The sequence below is a fragment of the Ruegeria sp. AF1 genome, assembly GCF_056542125.1.
This window is the reverse complement of the sequence record NZ_JBQFZG010000005.1, coordinates 109514-125816: the sequence shown is the minus strand read 5'-3', so window position 1 is coordinate 125816 and position 16303 is coordinate 109514. Positions and strand designations below refer to the sequence as shown.

Annotated in this window: 11 protein-coding genes and 1 pseudogene; 6 read left to right on the top strand and 6 right to left on the bottom strand. The window is 58.4% G+C overall.

Going from position 1 to position 16303, the window contains the following annotated elements; all coding sequences use genetic code 11:
- Positions 1 to 4: 4 nt before the first annotated feature.
- The 3 genes and pseudogenes from fdhF to ACR0BK_RS09940 all read left to right on the top strand — a co-directional run bounded on the left by fdhF (position 5) and on the right by ACR0BK_RS09940 (position 4220).
- Positions 5 to 2788 carry a formate dehydrogenase subunit alpha gene (gene fdhF / locus ACR0BK_RS09950; protein ID WP_480554523.1) on the top strand — a complete coding sequence of 928 codons (2784 nt, stop codon included), beginning with the start codon at positions 5 to 7 and terminating at the stop codon, positions 2786 to 2788.
- Between the two features lie 90 nt (positions 2789 to 2878).
- Positions 2879 to 3688: pseudogene (locus ACR0BK_RS09945) on the top strand (cyclase family protein).
- Between the two features lie 10 nt (positions 3689 to 3698).
- Positions 3699 to 4220 (top strand): thioesterase family protein, encoded by a 522-nt coding sequence (locus ACR0BK_RS09940; RefSeq protein ID WP_480554522.1) that lies wholly within the window; start codon positions 3699 to 3701, stop codon positions 4218 to 4220.
- 21 nt (positions 4221 to 4241) lie between these two features.
- Here ACR0BK_RS09940 and ACR0BK_RS09935 read toward each other — a convergent pair whose 3' ends face one another.
- Both ACR0BK_RS09935 and ACR0BK_RS09930 read right to left on the bottom strand, forming a co-directional pair.
- Positions 4242 to 8288 carry a translocation/assembly module TamB domain-containing protein gene (locus ACR0BK_RS09935; RefSeq protein ID WP_480554521.1) on the bottom strand — a complete coding sequence of 1349 codons (4047 nt, stop codon included), beginning with the start codon at positions 8286 to 8288 and terminating at the stop codon, positions 4242 to 4244.
- 38 nt (positions 8289 to 8326) lie between these two features.
- Positions 8327 to 10078 (bottom strand): autotransporter assembly complex protein TamA, encoded by a 1752-nt coding sequence (locus ACR0BK_RS09930; RefSeq protein WP_480554520.1) that lies wholly within the window; start codon positions 10076 to 10078, stop codon positions 8327 to 8329.
- A gap of 385 nt (positions 10079 to 10463) precedes the next feature.
- Here ACR0BK_RS09930 and ACR0BK_RS09925 point away from each other — a divergent pair, with 385 nt between their 5' ends.
- Entirely contained in the window at positions 10464 to 11399 is a 936-nt protein-coding gene (locus ACR0BK_RS09925) for a LysR family transcriptional regulator (RefSeq protein WP_480518770.1), read from the top strand.
- Between the two features lie 36 nt (positions 11400 to 11435).
- On the opposite strand, the gene ACR0BK_RS09920 is transcribed toward ACR0BK_RS09925, so the two are convergent.
- From ACR0BK_RS09920 to ACR0BK_RS09910, 3 genes are all read right to left on the bottom strand, one after another.
- Positions 11436 to 12422, bottom strand: coding sequence for a type I glyceraldehyde-3-phosphate dehydrogenase (locus tag ACR0BK_RS09920; protein WP_480554518.1), 987 nt, complete (start codon positions 12420 to 12422; stop codon positions 11436 to 11438).
- Positions 12423 to 12475: 53 nt separating this feature from the next.
- Positions 12476 to 12799: a hypothetical protein gene (locus ACR0BK_RS09915; RefSeq protein ID WP_480554517.1), complete on the bottom strand. Its 324-nt coding sequence runs from the start codon at positions 12797 to 12799 to the stop codon at positions 12476 to 12478.
- Between the two features lie 111 nt (positions 12800 to 12910).
- On the bottom strand, positions 12911 to 13744 hold the full coding sequence (locus ACR0BK_RS09910; protein ID WP_480554515.1) for a bifunctional allantoicase/(S)-ureidoglycine aminohydrolase: 834 nt from the start codon (positions 13742 to 13744) through the stop codon (positions 12911 to 12913).
- A 224-nt stretch (positions 13745 to 13968) separates the two neighbouring features.
- Between ACR0BK_RS09910 and ACR0BK_RS09905 the strand changes: the two genes are divergently transcribed.
- Positions 13969 to 14277 (top strand): hypothetical protein, encoded by a 309-nt coding sequence (locus ACR0BK_RS09905; RefSeq protein ID WP_480473761.1) that lies wholly within the window; start codon positions 13969 to 13971, stop codon positions 14275 to 14277.
- Positions 14278 to 14292: 15 nt separating this feature from the next.
- On the opposite strand, the gene ACR0BK_RS09900 is transcribed toward ACR0BK_RS09905, so the two are convergent.
- Complete coding sequence (locus ACR0BK_RS09900) at positions 14293 to 15228, bottom strand: 2-hydroxyacid dehydrogenase (RefSeq protein ID WP_480554513.1); 936 nt, start codon at positions 15226 to 15228, stop codon at positions 14293 to 14295.
- Between the two features lie 232 nt (positions 15229 to 15460).
- Between ACR0BK_RS09900 and ACR0BK_RS09895 the strand changes: the two genes are divergently transcribed.
- Positions 15461 to 16264, top strand: a complete 804-nt coding sequence (locus ACR0BK_RS09895) for a thioesterase family protein (RefSeq protein WP_480554512.1) — start codon at positions 15461 to 15463, stop codon at positions 16262 to 16264.
- Positions 16265 to 16303 lie beyond the last annotated feature (39 nt).

Genomic DNA, 16303 nt, shown 5'->3' with positions numbered 1-16303 from the left:
AGCCATGCTTGACGCAAGCCCAACCAAGACCGTCACCTTCAACCTGAACGGCGATGACGTCACCGTGCCCGAGGGCACCACGATCTGGGAAGCGGCCAATGGCCGGGGCCTGGTGATTCCGCATCTGTGCCACAAGCCTGCACCGGGATACCGCCCCGATGGCAACTGCCGCGCCTGCATGGTCGAGGTGGAGGGCGAGCGTACTTTGGTCGCCTCGTGCATCCGCCCGGCGGCCGATGGGATGGTGGTCAAGACCGACACCGACCGCGCCGAAAAATCGCGTGCCATGGTGATGGAATTGCTCGTGGCTGACCAGCCCGAGCAGCCGCATGACGTATCCAGCCATTTCTGGGATATGGCCAAGTTGAACGATGTCAGCAACAGCCGCTTTCCTGCGAAAGAGGCCGAGAAAATCCCGCTGCTGGATGACAGCCATGTGGCGATGCGTGTCAATCTGGATGCGTGTATCAACTGCAATCTTTGTGTTCGGGCCTGCCGCGAAGTGCAGGTGAATGACGTGATTGGCATGGCCGGTCGTGGTCATACGGCGCAGGTGGTGTTTGACCAGAATGATCCGATGGGTACCTCCTCCTGTGTTGCTTGCGGTGAATGTGTTCAGGCCTGCCCCACCGGTGCACTGATGCCTGCGACCGTGCTGGACGACCAGCAGCAGGGGGACAGCAAGGATTACGATAGCGAGACCGAAAGCGTATGCCCGTTCTGCGGTGTGGGCTGCAAGGTGTCGCTGAAGGTCAAGGACGGCAAGGTGAAGTATGTCGAGGGCATCAACGGCCCCGCAAACGAAGGTCGTTTGTGCGTTAAAGGTCGCTTTGGCTTTGACTACATCCACCACCCACACCGCCTGACCAAACCGCTGATCCGGCGCGAGGATGCGCCCGCCAAGGGGCTGAACGTCGATCCGGGCGATCTGTCGACCCATTTCCGTGAAGCGACCTGGGAAGAGGCGATGGATCTGGCCGCGACCAAGCTGATGGCCCTGCGTGCCAAAGACCCACGCTCGGTTGCAGGCTTCGGTTCGGCCAAGTGTACCAACGAAGAGGCGTATCTGTTCCAGAAGTTCATCCGTCAGGGCTTCAAGCACAACAATGTCGATCACTGCACCCGTTTGTGCCACGCCTCATCCGTTGCGGCGCTGATCGAGAATGTGGGTTCGGGCGCGGTGACGGCGACCTTCAACGAGATCGAGAACGCCGATGTGGCGATCATCATCGGTTCAAATCCGATCGAGAACCACCCTGTCGCGGCGACCTATTTCAAGCAGTTCGCCAAGCGTGGCGGCAAGCTGATCGTGATGGACCCCCGCGGCGTTGGTATGCGCAAGTTCGCCGACGAAATGCTGCAGTTCCGCCCCGGCGCGGATGTCTCGATGCTGAACGCGATCATGAACGTGATCGTCGAGGAAGAGCTGTATGACAGCCAGTACATCCATCGCTGGACCGAGAACTGGGAGGCCGAGAAAGAGCACCTGCGCGCCTTCACGCCCGAAGCGATGGCACCGATCTGTGGTATTGAACCGGATCAACTGCGCCGGGTCGCCCGCACCTTTGCGCAGGCCAAAGCGGGCCTGATCTTCTGGGGCATGGGCGTCAGCCAACATATTCACGGCACCGACAACTCGCGCTGTCTGATTTCGCTGGCTCTGATGACCGGCAATGTCGGTAAACCCGGCGCAGGCCTGCACCCGTTGCGAGGGCAAAACAACGTGCAGGGCGCATCGGATGCGGGCCTGATCCCGATGTTCCTGCCGGACTATCAGTCGGTGACTGACGACGGTGTTCGCGCCAAGTTCAATGATGTCTGGCATTCGGATGACTTTTCGAACGAGAAGGGTCTGACGGTGACCGAGATCATCGATCAGGCATATGCGGGCAACATCAAGGGCATGTATATTCAGGGTGAAAACCCGGCCATGTCCGATCCGGATGTGAACCACGCCCGCGCGGCACTGGCCAAACTGGATCTGATGATCGTGCAGGACATCTTCCTGACCGAGACGGCGAACTATGCCGATATCATCCTGCCTGCCTCGGCGCTCTATGAAAAGAACGGCACGGTGTCGAACACCAACCGTCAGGTACAGCGTGTACGGCCTGCCGTTACCCCTCCGGGTGAGGCGCGCGAAGATTGGAAGATCACGGTTGAGCTGGCACAGCGCATCGGGCTGAATTGGGACTACACCGATGTGTCGCAGGTCTTTGCCGAGATGAAACTGACCATGGCGTCGCTTGACAACATCACGTGGGAGCGTCTGGAGACCGAGACGATTACCTACCCGTCGCTCAGCGAAACCGATCCGGGTCAGGCCATCGTGTTCGGGGATGGTTTCCCCCGTTCGGGCGGCAAGGCGAAGTTCACTCCCGCCAGCGTCATTCCGCCGGATGAGGCCCCGGACGAGGAATACCCGATGATCGCCACCACTGGCCGTCAACTGGAACATTGGCACACCGGCTCGATGACCCGCCGGTCCAATGTTCTGGACGCGGTGGAGCCGGAGGCGAACTGTTCGATGAATCCACGTACGCTCAAGCTTATGGGAATCAAGCCGGGCGATATGATCCGCCTGACCACACGTCGTGGTTCGATTGAGATCATGGTTCGCGCGGACCGGGCGATTGCCGAGGATATGGTGTTCATCCCGTTTGCCTATGTTGAGGCGGCGGCGAACATTCTGACCAACTCGGCCATCGACCCTTATGGCAAGATCCCCGAGTTCAAGTTCTCGGCCATTCGCGTCGAAAAGATCGAAAGCGCAGTTGCGGCTGAGTAAAACCAACACATATCAAGCAAAGAAGGCGGCCAGATGGGTCGCCTTTTTCTTTTCTTGACAGGCGCTTGCGCTCGACCAACCCTGTCGTAGATGTTGGTGGAGGAATTTCTTATGGCACGCCGTTTCGTCGATCTGTCCGTTCCGTTGGAAACCGGGATCGTGTCTGACCCGCCAATCATGTTGCCGCAAATTGAATATCTGACCCATGATCAGACGGCAGAACAGGTCATGTCTTTCTTTCCGGGTCTGGAACGGCAAGACCTGCCGAACGGTGAAGGATGGGCAATCGAACGGTTGCAGATCGCGACCCACAACGGCACGCATCTGGATGCGCCGTATCACCATCATTCCACGATGAACAAAGGTGAACGGGCAATAACTATCGACGAAGTGCCGCTGGAATGGTGCATGAACCCCGGCGTCAAGCTGGACTTTTGACACTTCGAGGATGGGTATGTCGTTACCGCGGCAGATGTCGAAGCTGAATTGAAGCGCATCGGCCACGAACTTTGCCCGCTGGATATCGTCGTGGTCAACACTGCTGCAGGGACACGTTATGGTGCGCCGGACTATCTGGTCAAAGGATGTGGAATGGGGCGCGAGGCGACGCTTTTTCTGACTGAACGTGGCGTGCGTGTCACCGGCACCGACGCCTGGAGCTGGGATGCCCCGTTTCCGCTCACCGCCCAGGAATACGCTGAGACCCGAGATCCATCTATAATCTGGGAAGGCCATCGCGCGTCGATGGACATCGGGTATTGCCACTTGGAAAAGCTGACCAATCTGGAAGATTTGCCGCCCTCAGGGTTCGAGATTTCCTGTTTCCCCTTCAAGATAAAAGGGGCCTCTGCCGGATTTGTCCGGGCCGTGGCAATACTTGACGATGAAGACGCGCAGTAAAGGGGGTCAAATGCAGCCGAGTACCATACCTCCTGGCGGGCATGATGGCCCGTATGCCGCGCCGGTGGAAATTCGCGGCTTTGAAGTACGGCCCGAATGGATCGACTATAACGGCCATATGAATGTCGGGTTTTACGGTGTCGCCTTTGACATGGCGTTGGAAAAGCTGATGGTTGATCATCTCGGGTTGGGCGAGGTGCAGGTCAAGGCGTTGGGGCAGGGGCCTTACATCCTGCAGTCTCATCTGCATTTCGTGCAGGAGGTCAAAGACGGTTCATCGTTTTATTTCAGGTTCCGTATGCTGGATGCTGACAGCAAGAGAGGACATTATTTCGCGCAGATGCTTTTGGCAGAAACTGACGAGATTTGCGCGACGCAAGAGGCGCTTTTCATGAATGTCAGCCACAGCACCGGGCGATCCGTACCCTATCCGGATTGGGCAGCGACGCGTCTTGCGCAAATGGTGGTTGACCATAAGTCTCTGGGACCGGCTTCGCAGATCGGCCAACCGATAGGAATTCGCCGGAAATAGTTTCCAGGGTCAGAAGCGATCCTAATAGTCCTTTGAAAAGAACACTCCGATGCCCGTTTCGCCGCGACCGTCAACCGTGCCCTTGACCGAGAAATTGTCGGTGACATCAAGGTTCAGGTTCACCTCGGTATCGCCTTCGGTATTGACGGTAAAGTCGGTATAGAGGTTTTCACCCAGATAGGCCCCGGCACCCAATCGGCCCGCGCCACCGTCTGACGCACCAACATCAATCGTATCAACACCGGTAGAGTCGCGTAATCCCTTGGTCGCGTCCCCTACAGCACCGCTGAGTTGCGCCAGCGACGCGGCCATCTGCGCAATCAGGAAGGGTGAGATTTCCGAGAACCTGTTCCCAAAGAGCAGCATCGCCAGTGCCTCTTCCGCCGGGCGTTCGGGATCGGAAAACACGCTGACCTCGGGTGAATCCAGCGGCCCTGCGATTTCGATGGTCGCGGTGCCGTCCGAGGTGCTGGCAGAGGATTCAAACTCGATATAAGGCGTCAAGTCACCCTGTAGGGTCACGATGCCTTTGGTCAGGGCCAGCCTGCGGCCCAGAATATCGAAATTACCGCGGATCAATTCAATCTGACCTGATGGGACCACCGAGGTCGTGGTGCCACCAATGGAAATCCGGCCACCCAGTTCGGCATTTACACCGCGCCCCCGTACGAACACGGCTTTGGGTGCCAGCAAGTTGATGTCCAGTGCTATTCGGGATGTGCTTTGGCCCTTGTCTTTGGTGGTTACAAGACCTGCACGCTCGCGCGTGATGAAACTGGCACCGCTTTCGTTGACATGCTGTATTTCGGGGATCGGTGCGGCACCTACAGCCCCCGAAGCCGCAGCGAGGTTGATATTGGTCTCACCAAAGGTGATCTGCCCAGCCAGCGAACTGTTCCCGGCTAGAGCGCCGGTCATCGCAATCTGACCGTTCAAAGTCGTCTCGTATAAAAGCCGATCGGTCAGGACGAGGCTGTTGATTGTTGTCGTGATCTGCGCATTGAACGGGGGCGTCAGATCGACAGGTCCATTGACGGTAAAGCCACCACCGGCCCGCACCCCGCCGTTCAGCGTGATGGTTGCACGGCTTTGCGCCAGATCCACCTGTCCGTTGATCCCGGTGATGGTCTGGCCTGCGCCGGGAAGTGCAAGGGATGTTCCCGAAGTGGTAATCGATCCGCTTAGGGACGCCAGATCAGCCGGGCCTTTGAGGGCTAGATCAAAACGCGCGGACCCCTCAATCTTGTTAGGCGTGATGAAGACGTTTGCTATCCCCAGGTTTACGCCACCCTTTGCTGAAATATCTGCATTGCTGCTGGTTTCATCAAAGGTGCCTGCAACCGTGCTGACGATGTCTGCGGGACCTTGCGCCTTGGCGTCGATGGTCCAAACGCCACTGTCCCGCTTGGCATTGCCCGCAGCGGTAAGGGTGCCGGGAAACTCTGGCACAAACCTTTCGATGCGGTTGAACTTGGCATCGAAGTCCAGATCAGCGGATCCATTTGTGTCCACCGTACCGGACACTTTGGCATAGGAACTCTCTGGCCCAAGCAAGTGTGCTGTTCCTTCGAGCCCGGACCGTGTCGGAGCGACGTTGCCGTCCAGTTTCAGAGGCCCAGAGAGTGTTTTCGACAGCCGCCCCAGATCATCCAGCGCTGCGGAAAAGGTCAATCCGCCGGCATCGCGGTTCAGTTTGCCGGATGCATCCGCAGAAAGGGCGGTGCCGATCAGCTGGAATGTGCGAATATTCAGACCGGCCTCGTCATTCACCGCATCCACCGTCAGGTTCGTTCGCCCCTGGATCAGGTTGTCAACCGCGTTGATGCCGGACTTGATGTCATCAGCAGCCAAGTTGCCTTTGACGTCAAATGCCTTGCTGCCAACCGTACCTTTGCCTGCGACGTCCGCGATGATCGAACCTGCAAGATCTCGCCCGGCAAGAGTTGAAAAGGGTGACAGGTCCGGGATGTTCAGACTGACCTGCCCGTCCACGGCCAATGCATCCGTCGGATCATCAATTGTTGCCGCGGCGCTTGCCACAATGGCTGAACCTTTGATCACCGCGTCGCGGATTTTAATCTGCTTCTGACTCAGCGCGCCGTCGAAATTTATCTCGGTCCGACCGACCAGCAGCGGGTCAATCTCGGGTAGGCCCGTTTTGACATCCCGGCTCATCACGCTGGCTGTGCCATCAAACTCGAGCGTCTGAACAGTGCCTTTGCCGTCCAGTTTCGCCTGTACCGCACCGCCAAGCTCACGTTTGGCGAGGCCCGAGAACACGGAAAGATCCCGCGCGTTGACTGTTGCTTGCCCGTCAATCGTCACGCTGCCCTCAGGGGTGGTAACCGTACCATCAGCCTGCGCGCGCAGAGTATCGCCGATCAGCGTAAAATCCCGGATCGTTACGCCATCTGGACCGCGTTTTGCGTCCAGCGTGACTGTTGTGTTGCCCCGGATCACCGGGTCAATGTCATCGCGCCCTGTGGAAAGACCGCGCCCCTCGACCTCAAGCTTGCCATCGAAACTGCCTTCAAGAGGCGAACCCTGGCCCGTGAGCCGGGCAGAGGCCTGACCGCCCAGTTCCAGCTGCGCCAGACCCGAAAACCGTGACAGATCGGTCGCCTGCAATGTCGCGGTTCCATCGACGGCCAAACCACTGGACAAGCCGCTGATCTCGGCATCAACGCCCAGTTCATAGTCCGAGCCGACCATCTCGACCTCGGACAGGTTCAGGGCCTGATCCCTGCCATACTGGAACGTACCGTCCAGCGTAATGCGGTCTCCAATGGCTGCGTTCAGGGCATCGTCAGTCAGGTCGATACCGTCCAAAGCAGCTTGCAAATCACCGTCGATCCGCAAAACGTCACCCTGTTCCAAAGTTCCCTGCGCCGTAATCTGCGCGCGTTGCAGGTTCAGGGTATCGGATTTTACGGCGTTAGCGGTCAGACTTAGATCCCAGAGATTGCCGTTTTTCTCATCAAACAACGCAGAGACCTGCGCAGCTTCGATCGATGTGTCGCCACCTGACAACGGAAGGACGACGCTTTGCCCCTCGGGCGGTGTAATGCGTCCTTGCAGGGCCGCCAGTTGCAGCCGACCTCCCGGCGCCAGTTGCAGCGCCCCTTTCAGGTTCAGTGCCTGAGAACTGAGTTCCAGATCACTGATATCCAACGCGCCTTCAGGTAGGGTCCGTCCATCCACGATCAACTGCGTTTTGGGGCCGAAGAACGTATCCATATTCTCAGCGACAAAGGGCGTCAGGTCACCGCCCAGATCTGCGGTAAAGGCGATGCCCTCCTCCGCGCTAGCCGCGGCTGTTGGGGCCGAACGCAACCGAACCTGTCCGGTCACTCGTGGCTGCCCATCACTGCTCAGGCCGATATCGGCCGTAAAATCCGTCACCGGCCCGGACCCTTTCGCGGACAATCCGATCGGGGGCCTGTCCGGCATTTTCAAAGCGGTCGAGATCAGACCCCCCGCGGCTTCGGTGACCTGAAGGTCAAGATCAATCTGGCTGTCAGTGTTCCGAAAACCCGCAGCTATGGAGATTTGATCACCGGCCCGATCCAGTCGGGTGATGTCCAGTTTGGTGTCCAGCGTCCCGTCGGCCAGCGACAGGTTGCCATTGACGGCCAGTTCCGCCGCAATGCCGATCAAAGGTTTGCCCAAGGCCAGCTCGCCAATGTGGATTTCGCCGATTTCGATGGCCACGGGCAGTTCAGGCAGTTGAAAAGCTTGGGTCTCGGCAGAAGCGGACGGTGTGTCCTTGGTCGTGGTGCCCGGCGCACGGGCGACGTCGATTTCCTGTGCGGTCAGCGCGTTGACCGAGAACCGCCCACGAATCAGCGCCAACCGGTTCCAATCCAGTTCCGCTCCCCGGATGGTCAGCCAGACCCCTTCATCATCGGCCACCGTGATCTCGGTAATGGTGGCGCGTGAACTCAGCGCGCCTTGCAGACCTTTGACGGTAACATTCTGATCGTCGCCCGACAGCGTGTCCTGTAGGAACCGCTCGATCATGCTGCCGCCTTCGTCCTCCTGCGCGGGGCCGGCCACTGGCACAAGCATCAGCGTGCCAATCAGCAGAAGGTATGAAAGGTGCCGCCTCAAAACGCTTGCCCGATCCCGATATAGAATTGCAGACCGTTGCCGCTGGAGCCGCTTACCGGGAAGGCCAGGTCAAACCGCAGGGGTCCGAAGCCGCCCAAATCATATCTTACGCCGATACCGGCACCTGCATGATCTTCCGCGCCACTTCCTATAAAGGAAGAGGTATCGACGACACCGTAGTCGTAAAACCCAACCAACGACAGAGACTCTGTCACCTTGCCCCGGATCTCGCCTGAAAGTCCAAGGAACGATTTGCCGCCTGCGACACCGGTCCCGACCGGGATGCCAAGGCTTTCATAGGGTTGCCCGCGCACGGTTCCTGCACCACCGGAAAAAAACAGAAAGTCGGGTGTAACGCCATCTGCTGGCGGGCCAATGACTGATCCAAGTTGCGCCCGCGCTGCCAGCACAACCCTGCCGCCGGTTCCAAGGCTGGTATAGATCCGGCCGTCGACAAACAGGCGAATGCCCGTATCGGTGCCGGAAAAGCCAATGAAAGGCATGACTTCGGAATCCAGATAATAGCCGCGCGTGGCGCTGACTTTATTGTCGCGTTCATCCCTTTCCGAGCGGAAGGGCAGGATAAAGTATCTGAACTTGCGGCCACTTCCATAGGCGTCGTCAGCATCTGACCACTGTAACCCAGCCGAGGCTTCGGCATAGAGCGTGTCCGAGAATGTGCGGCGCGCACCATATGCCACAGACGCAACCGATACATTGTAGTTTTCAGTGTTGCGGCGCTCCAGCAACACGTTCCAGAATGTATTGTCGTCCGGACCCAGACGATCGGGCTGATCCAGACGCAATCCGATCCGCCCATCAAGATCTTCGGAACCACCGATATTTCGTATCGCGGCCTCAAAACGCAGACGCTCCGCGCGTTTGAACATGTTTCGATGTGTCCAGGTCGCGGTCACGTCGAGACCGTCGCGCGAGGCCAGCTCGAGCCCAAAGGTCAGCTGACGCTTTGGTAGGTCTTCGAATGTGGCGTCGAAATCCAGTGTCCCGTCGGGGTTTGCTGTCTCATGTTCCTGCAATGAGACGACGTTGAACGTGCCGGTTCGGCGCAAACGCGTTCCAACCTTCTGGATTTTTTCTGGTGAGTAAACTTCCCCGCTTGGGAAACCGGCGATTTTTTCGATGGACCGGTGGCGCACATCCGTGTCGCCCTTAATGAACATTCTGCCAAACGTCAGCCTGCGCCCCGGGTCCAGATCAATCTGCGCATCCAGACGGGCCTGTGCGTGACGGGCGATAATGGTCTGATCCTCAATTTTTGCTTTTGCGTGGCCTGCATTCCGCCAACCCTGCACACCGTCCGAGCCTGCTTTTTGAATGACCCCTGTTGTTGCTAGTTTGCCGGGGGCGAAACCTTCGGGCAGCACGGTGCCAGACGCCAGGGGCTGAACAATGGCCGTGCCGAATTTGAAGCTTGGCCCGGTTTCAACGGTAATTGCGGCCCTGTTGATCTGGGCTGGCACAGTCAAAGAGCTCAACTCAGCGGCTTCCTGCCCGTCAAGCTTAATGCTGACAACCGGGCTGAAATACCCTTCGTCATACAAGATCTGCACAAGCGTGCGGTAATCCGACAAGGCGGCAGACAGGATCTCAAGTGGCGTATCCAGACCCCGCTCTTCCGCTGTTGTCACCGATGATGTCTTTTTCAGACGTTCAACAAGTTCCTTTGAAGCGCCCGGCGCCGTCAGAGAGGTTTCCAGCGCCATCAGAGCGGTCGGGGTCAGTGCCATGACAATGGCACTCAGCCAGCACTTCAAACGGCCTTGCGGCATGCGCCCTTGCATGAATAGCCCCAACTGTCCCAGTTCCAGATCTCAGCTACCGTGTGATGCACGGTCTTATAGTGTCAGGTTAGAACATCTGAATGCCGTTGGGAAAAGGGATAAACGCGGGATCGGGAAATTTTGGTCGAATTGTCCCGGCCTTTGCTGACACAATCGCTTTGCCGCACCTCGATTGGCAGACCGGAATTGCCGCAGTCCGGGCCAAAGCCAACCGTATACAACCAATGTCCTGGCCAGTCCTTGGCTTCGGCCCTGTGTAATTCACTAGGCAAACGGGCGGTTCTTCGGTATTCCCAATATATTGTCAACTGGTATCAAAAAAACCGAAAAAATGTCCTATCTCGACAACATCCGAACCTTTGTCAGGGTTTACGATCTGGGCAGCATGTCTGCGGCCGGGCGAGATCTGAGGATTTCGCCAGCGGTGACATCGGCGCGAATATCGCAGCTTGAGGACCATCTGGGTGTACGTCTGTTCCAGCGCACCACACGTAACCTGTCCCCGACAGAGCAGGGAAAAGCATTCTACCCCGGTGCGGTGGCGGTTCTGGATGCGGTGGACGAGGCCGAGGCTCAGGTCACGCATCTGACCGAGGCACCGCGCGGGTCGTTGTTCGTGGCGTCTCCACTGGGGGTGGGGCGGCGATTGCTGGCACCGCATGTGCCTGAATTTCTTGCAGAATACCCCGAGATTGATGTCCGCTTGCGCCTGACGGATCGCTCGGTTGACCTGACGACGGAAGGTCTTGATCTGGCGTTTTTCATTGGCCAGCCCGAGGACAGCACGTTGCGTATTCGCAAGATTGCCGACTGCCAGCGTGTATTGTGTACTGCGCCGGATTATGTGGCGCGGCGCGGTATGCCTAAAACCGGAGCTGACCTGATTGCCGACAAGCATGAATGCCTGAATCTGCGCTTTCCGGGTGCGACCGAGTTTCAGTGGATGCTGAAAACGACCGATGGTCCGAAACGTTTTGCCGTGTCCGGGCGCTTCGAATGTGATGATGGGGATGTTTTGACGGACTGGGCGTTGTCCGGTCAAGGCATTGCAATGAAGCCGGTTTTCGAGGTGGCCGAGCATCTGAAATCCGGTCGCCTCGTACCGGTTGCGACGGAAACTCCGCCTGTTCCAGTTCAGATGGCCTGCCTATACACGCATCGGCGCCATCAGGACCCAAAGGCACGCCTGTTCATGGATTTCATGATTGAACGGATCAGTAAGGTAGTCCGCGTTACAGAATACCCTATCGCGGGGCCTAAACCATAGGCACTGACCCGACGCTGTGCACGAAGGTAAGTCCGGTCACGGCGCGGCCATCAGGCAGGCCACGTCCAGCATGCGGGCCGAAAAGCCCCATTCGTTGTCGTACCAGCCAAAAACGCGCGCCTGATTTTCACCGACCATGCGGGTTTCTGGCCCGGCGATGACCAGCGATTCCGGGCGCGCCCGCAAATCGGAGGACACCAGCGGCATATCCGTCCAACCCAAAACCGGCGACGCGTCAATGGCCTGACGCAAAGCATGATCGAAATCCTCGGCCCTCATGCCGCGTTCCAATGTGACCACGAGGTCGACCGCCGAAACGCTGGCTGTCGGGACGCGAACTGCGGCCCCCGAGATGCGCCCGGCCAGATGTGGAAGGACCACGTCGATCAGGTGTGTGGCGCTGGACGTTGTCGGAACCATGGACAACGCACCAGCCCGCGACCGGGCAAGGTCGCCGCGCGGGGCGTCAACCATGGGCTGGCTGTTTGTATAGCAATGGATGGTTGTCATATGGCCTGACAAAACACCACCAATGTGGTCCAGCACTTTGACCAGCGGTGCAAGCCCATTGGTTGTGCAAGAGGCGTTCGATACGATCCGGGCGCTGCCCAACTGATCCTCGTTCGCCCCCAGAACGACGGTTATGTCGGCCGCGGGCGAAGGGCCCGAGATCAGGACCTTGCTAGCGCCCGCAGATAACCCGCGACGCGCCACGTCGGATGTGCGCGCGACCCCGGTACAGTCCAGCATCACGTCAACGCCGGACAGGTCAACGCGTGTCAGATCGACACTGTGGGTCATAGGAACAGAGCGCCCGTCCACGATCAGCGTTTCATCCCCCTGTGACACATCGCCGGGATAAGGGCCGAAGGTGCTGTCGTATTTGAACAGGTAAGCGCAGGTCTCCAGCGGCGCGATGTCATTGATCAACACCAGCTCGATATCCGACCCTTCGGGCAGGGCCAGAACCTGCCGCAGGATCGTGCGGCCAATGCGGCCGAATCCGTTTATCGCGAGTTTCATGCGCAAGCTATGGCAGGGCGTCGGGGCGACCTCAATGCCTGATCAGCAACAGCTTACTTGCAACTGACCTGAGAAAAGAACTGACCCGAGATATTCTGGTACATGCTGTTGAAGATCACCTTGCAGCCCGTCGCTTGTTGAATGGCAACAATAGCTTGCGTCGTGCGAAGGCGTGGGGGCGGGCCGAACGGGTTCAGGTTGTTGTTGTCGCGTGTGGCGCGATAAATGACCGGTGCGTCAGCGACCTGTGTCACAGCCCAGTTGCGGCTCATGACGAAGACGGATTTGGTCTCTTCCCCCGCAATGGCGGGTGCTGTGTGTAAGATTGCAGAGGTAGAGAGTACGGCAACGGGTATCAGGGCAAGGCGCAGTTTCATGGACAAATCTCCAATGCACTAAACAAGAATTTACCTGGAGTTCAGCAAATTCCGACCCTTGTGTGAAGCCCTGGGATAAAAAATCACTGCGATTTCCAGCCAGACCAGCGTTTAGCGGTGCGACAGGGACAGGGGCATATGCCGGTTGACGTCCTTGTAAAGCAGATACCTGAATCGACCCGGCCCCCCTGCGTAACAGGCTTGCGGGCAAAAGGCGCGCAGCCACATGTAATCTCCGGCCTCAACTTCGACCCAGTCCTGATTGAGACGATAGACCGCTTTCCCTTCCAGAACATAAAGCCCGTGTTCCATCACATGAGTTTCGGCGAAGGGAATGACCCCGCCCGGTTCGAAATTGACAATGTTCACATGCATGTCATGGCGCAGGTCCTGTGGGTCTGCGAACCGCGTGGTGGACCATCGGCCTTCGGTCCCCGGCATTTCGACTGGCGTCACATCGCGTTCATTGGTGATGATCGGGTCTGGCGCGGGCAACCCGGGAACAGCATCATAGGCTTTGCGGACCCAGTGGAACCGGGCTGCCGTCTGGCCAGTGTTCCGCAATGTCCAGTCGCTGCCGACGGGGATGTAGGCATAACCGCCTGTCTCCAACACATGGTTTTCCGAGTTCAGTGTCAAAGTCACTGTTCCTTCGACGACAAAAAGCACCGCCTGAGCTTGCGCGTCTGTCTCTGGCTGATCGCTGCCGCCGCCGGGCTGCACTTCCATGATGTATTGCGAGAACGTTTCGGCGAATCCGCTGAGTGGGCGTGAAAGAACCCACAGGCGTGTTCCTTCCCAGAACGGCAGATAGCTGGTGACGATGTCGCGCATCGTACCTTTGGGAATGACCGCATACGCGTCGGTGAACATGGCGCGGTCGGTCAGCAACTGGTTCTGGCCGGGATGGCCGCCGGTCGGGGCGAAGTAGGTCGGATGGGTCATTTGTCTGCCTCGGGATCGTTTGAATGGCACTATGGGCACAAAGGCGCGGCGCTATTAGGTCCTGACGCGCGATAGGTTTGTTCGGGATATTTTGAAGGTCGGCACCCCGGGGCTTGGCCCTGCTGAAACAGAGGTATATCCTTGGTCACAAATGATTTCAGTTCTGTGAGGCCCCTATGAAAGCCCAGTTGTTACCCATCATTGCCGCGTGTGGCGCCCTTTTGATGACCGGTTCCGCCGACGCCAAGTCACTCTCCCGAATCATAGCTGAGATGGGGCTGTCCCCGGCAGACTTTGAAGTGGTTAGTGAAACCTCGAATGCGCTTTTGAACAATGGCACGCCCTCTGTAGGGCAGGAACGGTCCTGGCAAAACGACGAGACCGGCTCAAAAGGAACGATCAGGGTGCAAAACGTTCAGGGCAACTGCGTCGGCCTTCAGCATGTCATCCAGCCGGAAGGCAGCGATCAAAGCCGAGAAATCAGAACCCGCCGGTGTAATGACGGTAACGGAAACTGGATCCTGACACCCTGATCTCTGACTTGGCTATCAGTACCCGAGGTCCCGGCTGACTTCGTGCAGCAGGGGATCGCCGGATTTGAGCCTGTGGTAGTTCTCGGCCACATCCGACAGTGCATCGCCCAGATACCAGCCCGAGACGTGCGGTGTGATCGTCACAGCGGGGTGCCGCCACAAGGGGCTGTCCTTCGGCAGCGGTTCCTGTGATGTGACGTCCAACACCGCATGGCCCGGAGAACCGTTATCCAGCGCCGCGATCAGTGCCGCCTCGTCAATCAGGTTTCCGCGTCCGGCGTTCAACAACTGACTGCCCGGCTTCATCGCGGCCAGCGTCTGTGCGTCAAACAGACCCACGGTTTGCGGCGTCGAAGGCAGGATGGCACAGACGTGATCACATTGCCCCAATAGCCGAGGCAGCGCGTCTTGCCCATGCTGGCAGGTGACACCATCGATGGACTTTGGTGAGCGGCTCCAGCCCATGACCTGAAACCCGACGGCACGTAACATGCGGGCAGTGCGGGCCCCGATATGGCCCAGACCCAGAACGCCCACAACCGTATCAGGTGTGAAAACGGGCGCGCGCGGCAACCACTCGGCGCGACTCTGGGATGCCTCGTGAAAGACCATGTGGCGCTGAGCGCGCAGAATATAGGCGAGAAACCATTCGGCAATGCCCTGCGCAGGCGCGTCTGGCTTCAATCGCGCCACACGGATATGCGGAGGCAGGTCCGGATGGCCAACTATGGTCTCAACCCCGGCCCCCAGCTTCTGAACCAGTTTCAGGTTGGGCAGCTTCGTCGGGTGATTGCTTTGCATGCTGACTACCGCCAGCATCGTAATGTCGTTGGGGTCGCCCAGCGTTTCGGGTGTGCGGATGTCGGCACCAGGCGCCAGGGCCTGTAAAGTGGCGGCGATTTCCTCATCCCCAATCCAGTCCGACAGCCCGGTTTCAATCAACAACGCCATATGCGAACCCCACTTGGAATTGATGTGGTGACGTCCCGTCACAGCGGTGGACAGGATCAGGTCTGTTAAGCCATCCTCGTGCCTAAAAGTACAGCCCGGTTTCAAAACCCGAAGAGGACAGTTTCGTGAAGATACCACTCACCGCGCACCGGGGAAACCACGTTACATCGCAATCGGTTACCGGTATGAGTGAGCCGAGGCACACAACGCAGCGAATGACCAGAGGGGACTGATGGCAGGGCTCGACTTCACGGATCAGACCTATTTTCATCAGCGCGAGGATGGGGCGTTTGTAGGACATGATCCTGCACGCGGTCCGTGGTCTGCCGATCATTGCCACGCAGGGCCGGTCAGCGGGTTGATAGTGCGGGCAGCGGAAACTGAGGTTGGCCCCGAAAAGATGCTGACCCGCCTGACAGTTGACCTGTTGCGCCCTCTGCCCTTGGCCGGGTTGCGGGTTGCCGCAGAAACCACGCGCCATACAAAGACGCTGGCGACCACACGTGTTACGGTGCATGATCTGGATGACACACTCTGCGCCACGGCCACCACCATGCATCTGGTGCGGCGCGATCTAGGCGTGGTGGCAAACGTCGAAACCAGCGCGCCACAGTTGGAAGACGCGGTAGAAGGTCCTTTTCCAATCGGCGAGATTCGTCATGATTTGAAGGGGTTTGCCCACTACAGTGACATCCTTTATCCCAAAGACGGCAAACAGGGGGCCGGACCCAAAACGGTCTGGATGCGCACCCCAAAGCTGTTGAGCGGCGAAGATCAGTCGCCCATTCAGGCACTGTGCCCGTTGGCGGATTGCGGCAATGGTATCTCGTGGAATGCTCCGACGTCGGAAATGGGGTTCATGAACACCGATCTGACCGTGAATATCCACCGCGAACCAGTGTCAGATTGGCTGGCGTCCAGTTCGGTTTCACATTGGCAACCTACGGGCATCGGCATGTCTCAGTCCGTGCTTTTCGACACGCAAGGTCCTGTAGGAACCGCCCTGCAAACACTGGTGCTGTTCCCGCCGGTCTGAAGGTCGGCTGGTTTTCGCAGGCGTGTGTAAAGGCCGTTG

Bases quoted from the DNA above. Each gene is read 5' to 3' on its own strand.
- fdhF (WP_480554523.1), top strand. From the start codon at position 5: ATGCTTGACGCAAGCCCAACCAAGACCGTCACCTTCAACCTGAACGGC.
- ACR0BK_RS09940 (WP_480554522.1), top strand. From the start codon at position 3,699: ATGCAGCCGAGTACCATACCTCCTGGCGGGCATGATGGCCCGTATGCC.
- ACR0BK_RS09935 (WP_480554521.1), bottom strand. From the start codon at position 8,288: ATGCTTGTGCCAGTGGCCGGCCCCGCGCAGGAGGACGAAGGCGGCAGC.
- ACR0BK_RS09930 (WP_480554520.1), bottom strand. From the start codon at position 10,078: ATGGCACTGACCCCGACCGCTCTGATGGCGCTGGAAACCTCTCTGACG.
- ACR0BK_RS09925 (WP_480518770.1), top strand. From the start codon at position 10,464: ATGTCCTATCTCGACAACATCCGAACCTTTGTCAGGGTTTACGATCTG.
- ACR0BK_RS09920 (WP_480554518.1), bottom strand. From the start codon at position 12,422: ATGAAACTCGCGATAAACGGATTCGGCCGCATTGGCCGCACGATCCTG.
- ACR0BK_RS09915 (WP_480554517.1), bottom strand. From the start codon at position 12,799: ATGAAACTGCGCCTTGCCCTGATACCCGTTGCCGTACTCTCTACCTCT.
- ACR0BK_RS09910 (WP_480554515.1), bottom strand. From the start codon at position 13,744: ATGACCCATCCGACCTACTTCGCCCCGACCGGCGGCCATCCCGGCCAG.
- ACR0BK_RS09905 (WP_480473761.1), top strand. From the start codon at position 13,969: ATGACCGGTTCCGCCGACGCCAAGTCACTCTCCCGAATCATAGCTGAG.
- ACR0BK_RS09900 (WP_480554513.1), bottom strand. From the start codon at position 15,228: ATGGCGTTGTTGATTGAAACCGGGCTGTCGGACTGGATTGGGGATGAG.
- ACR0BK_RS09895 (WP_480554512.1), top strand. From the start codon at position 15,461: ATGGCAGGGCTCGACTTCACGGATCAGACCTATTTTCATCAGCGCGAG.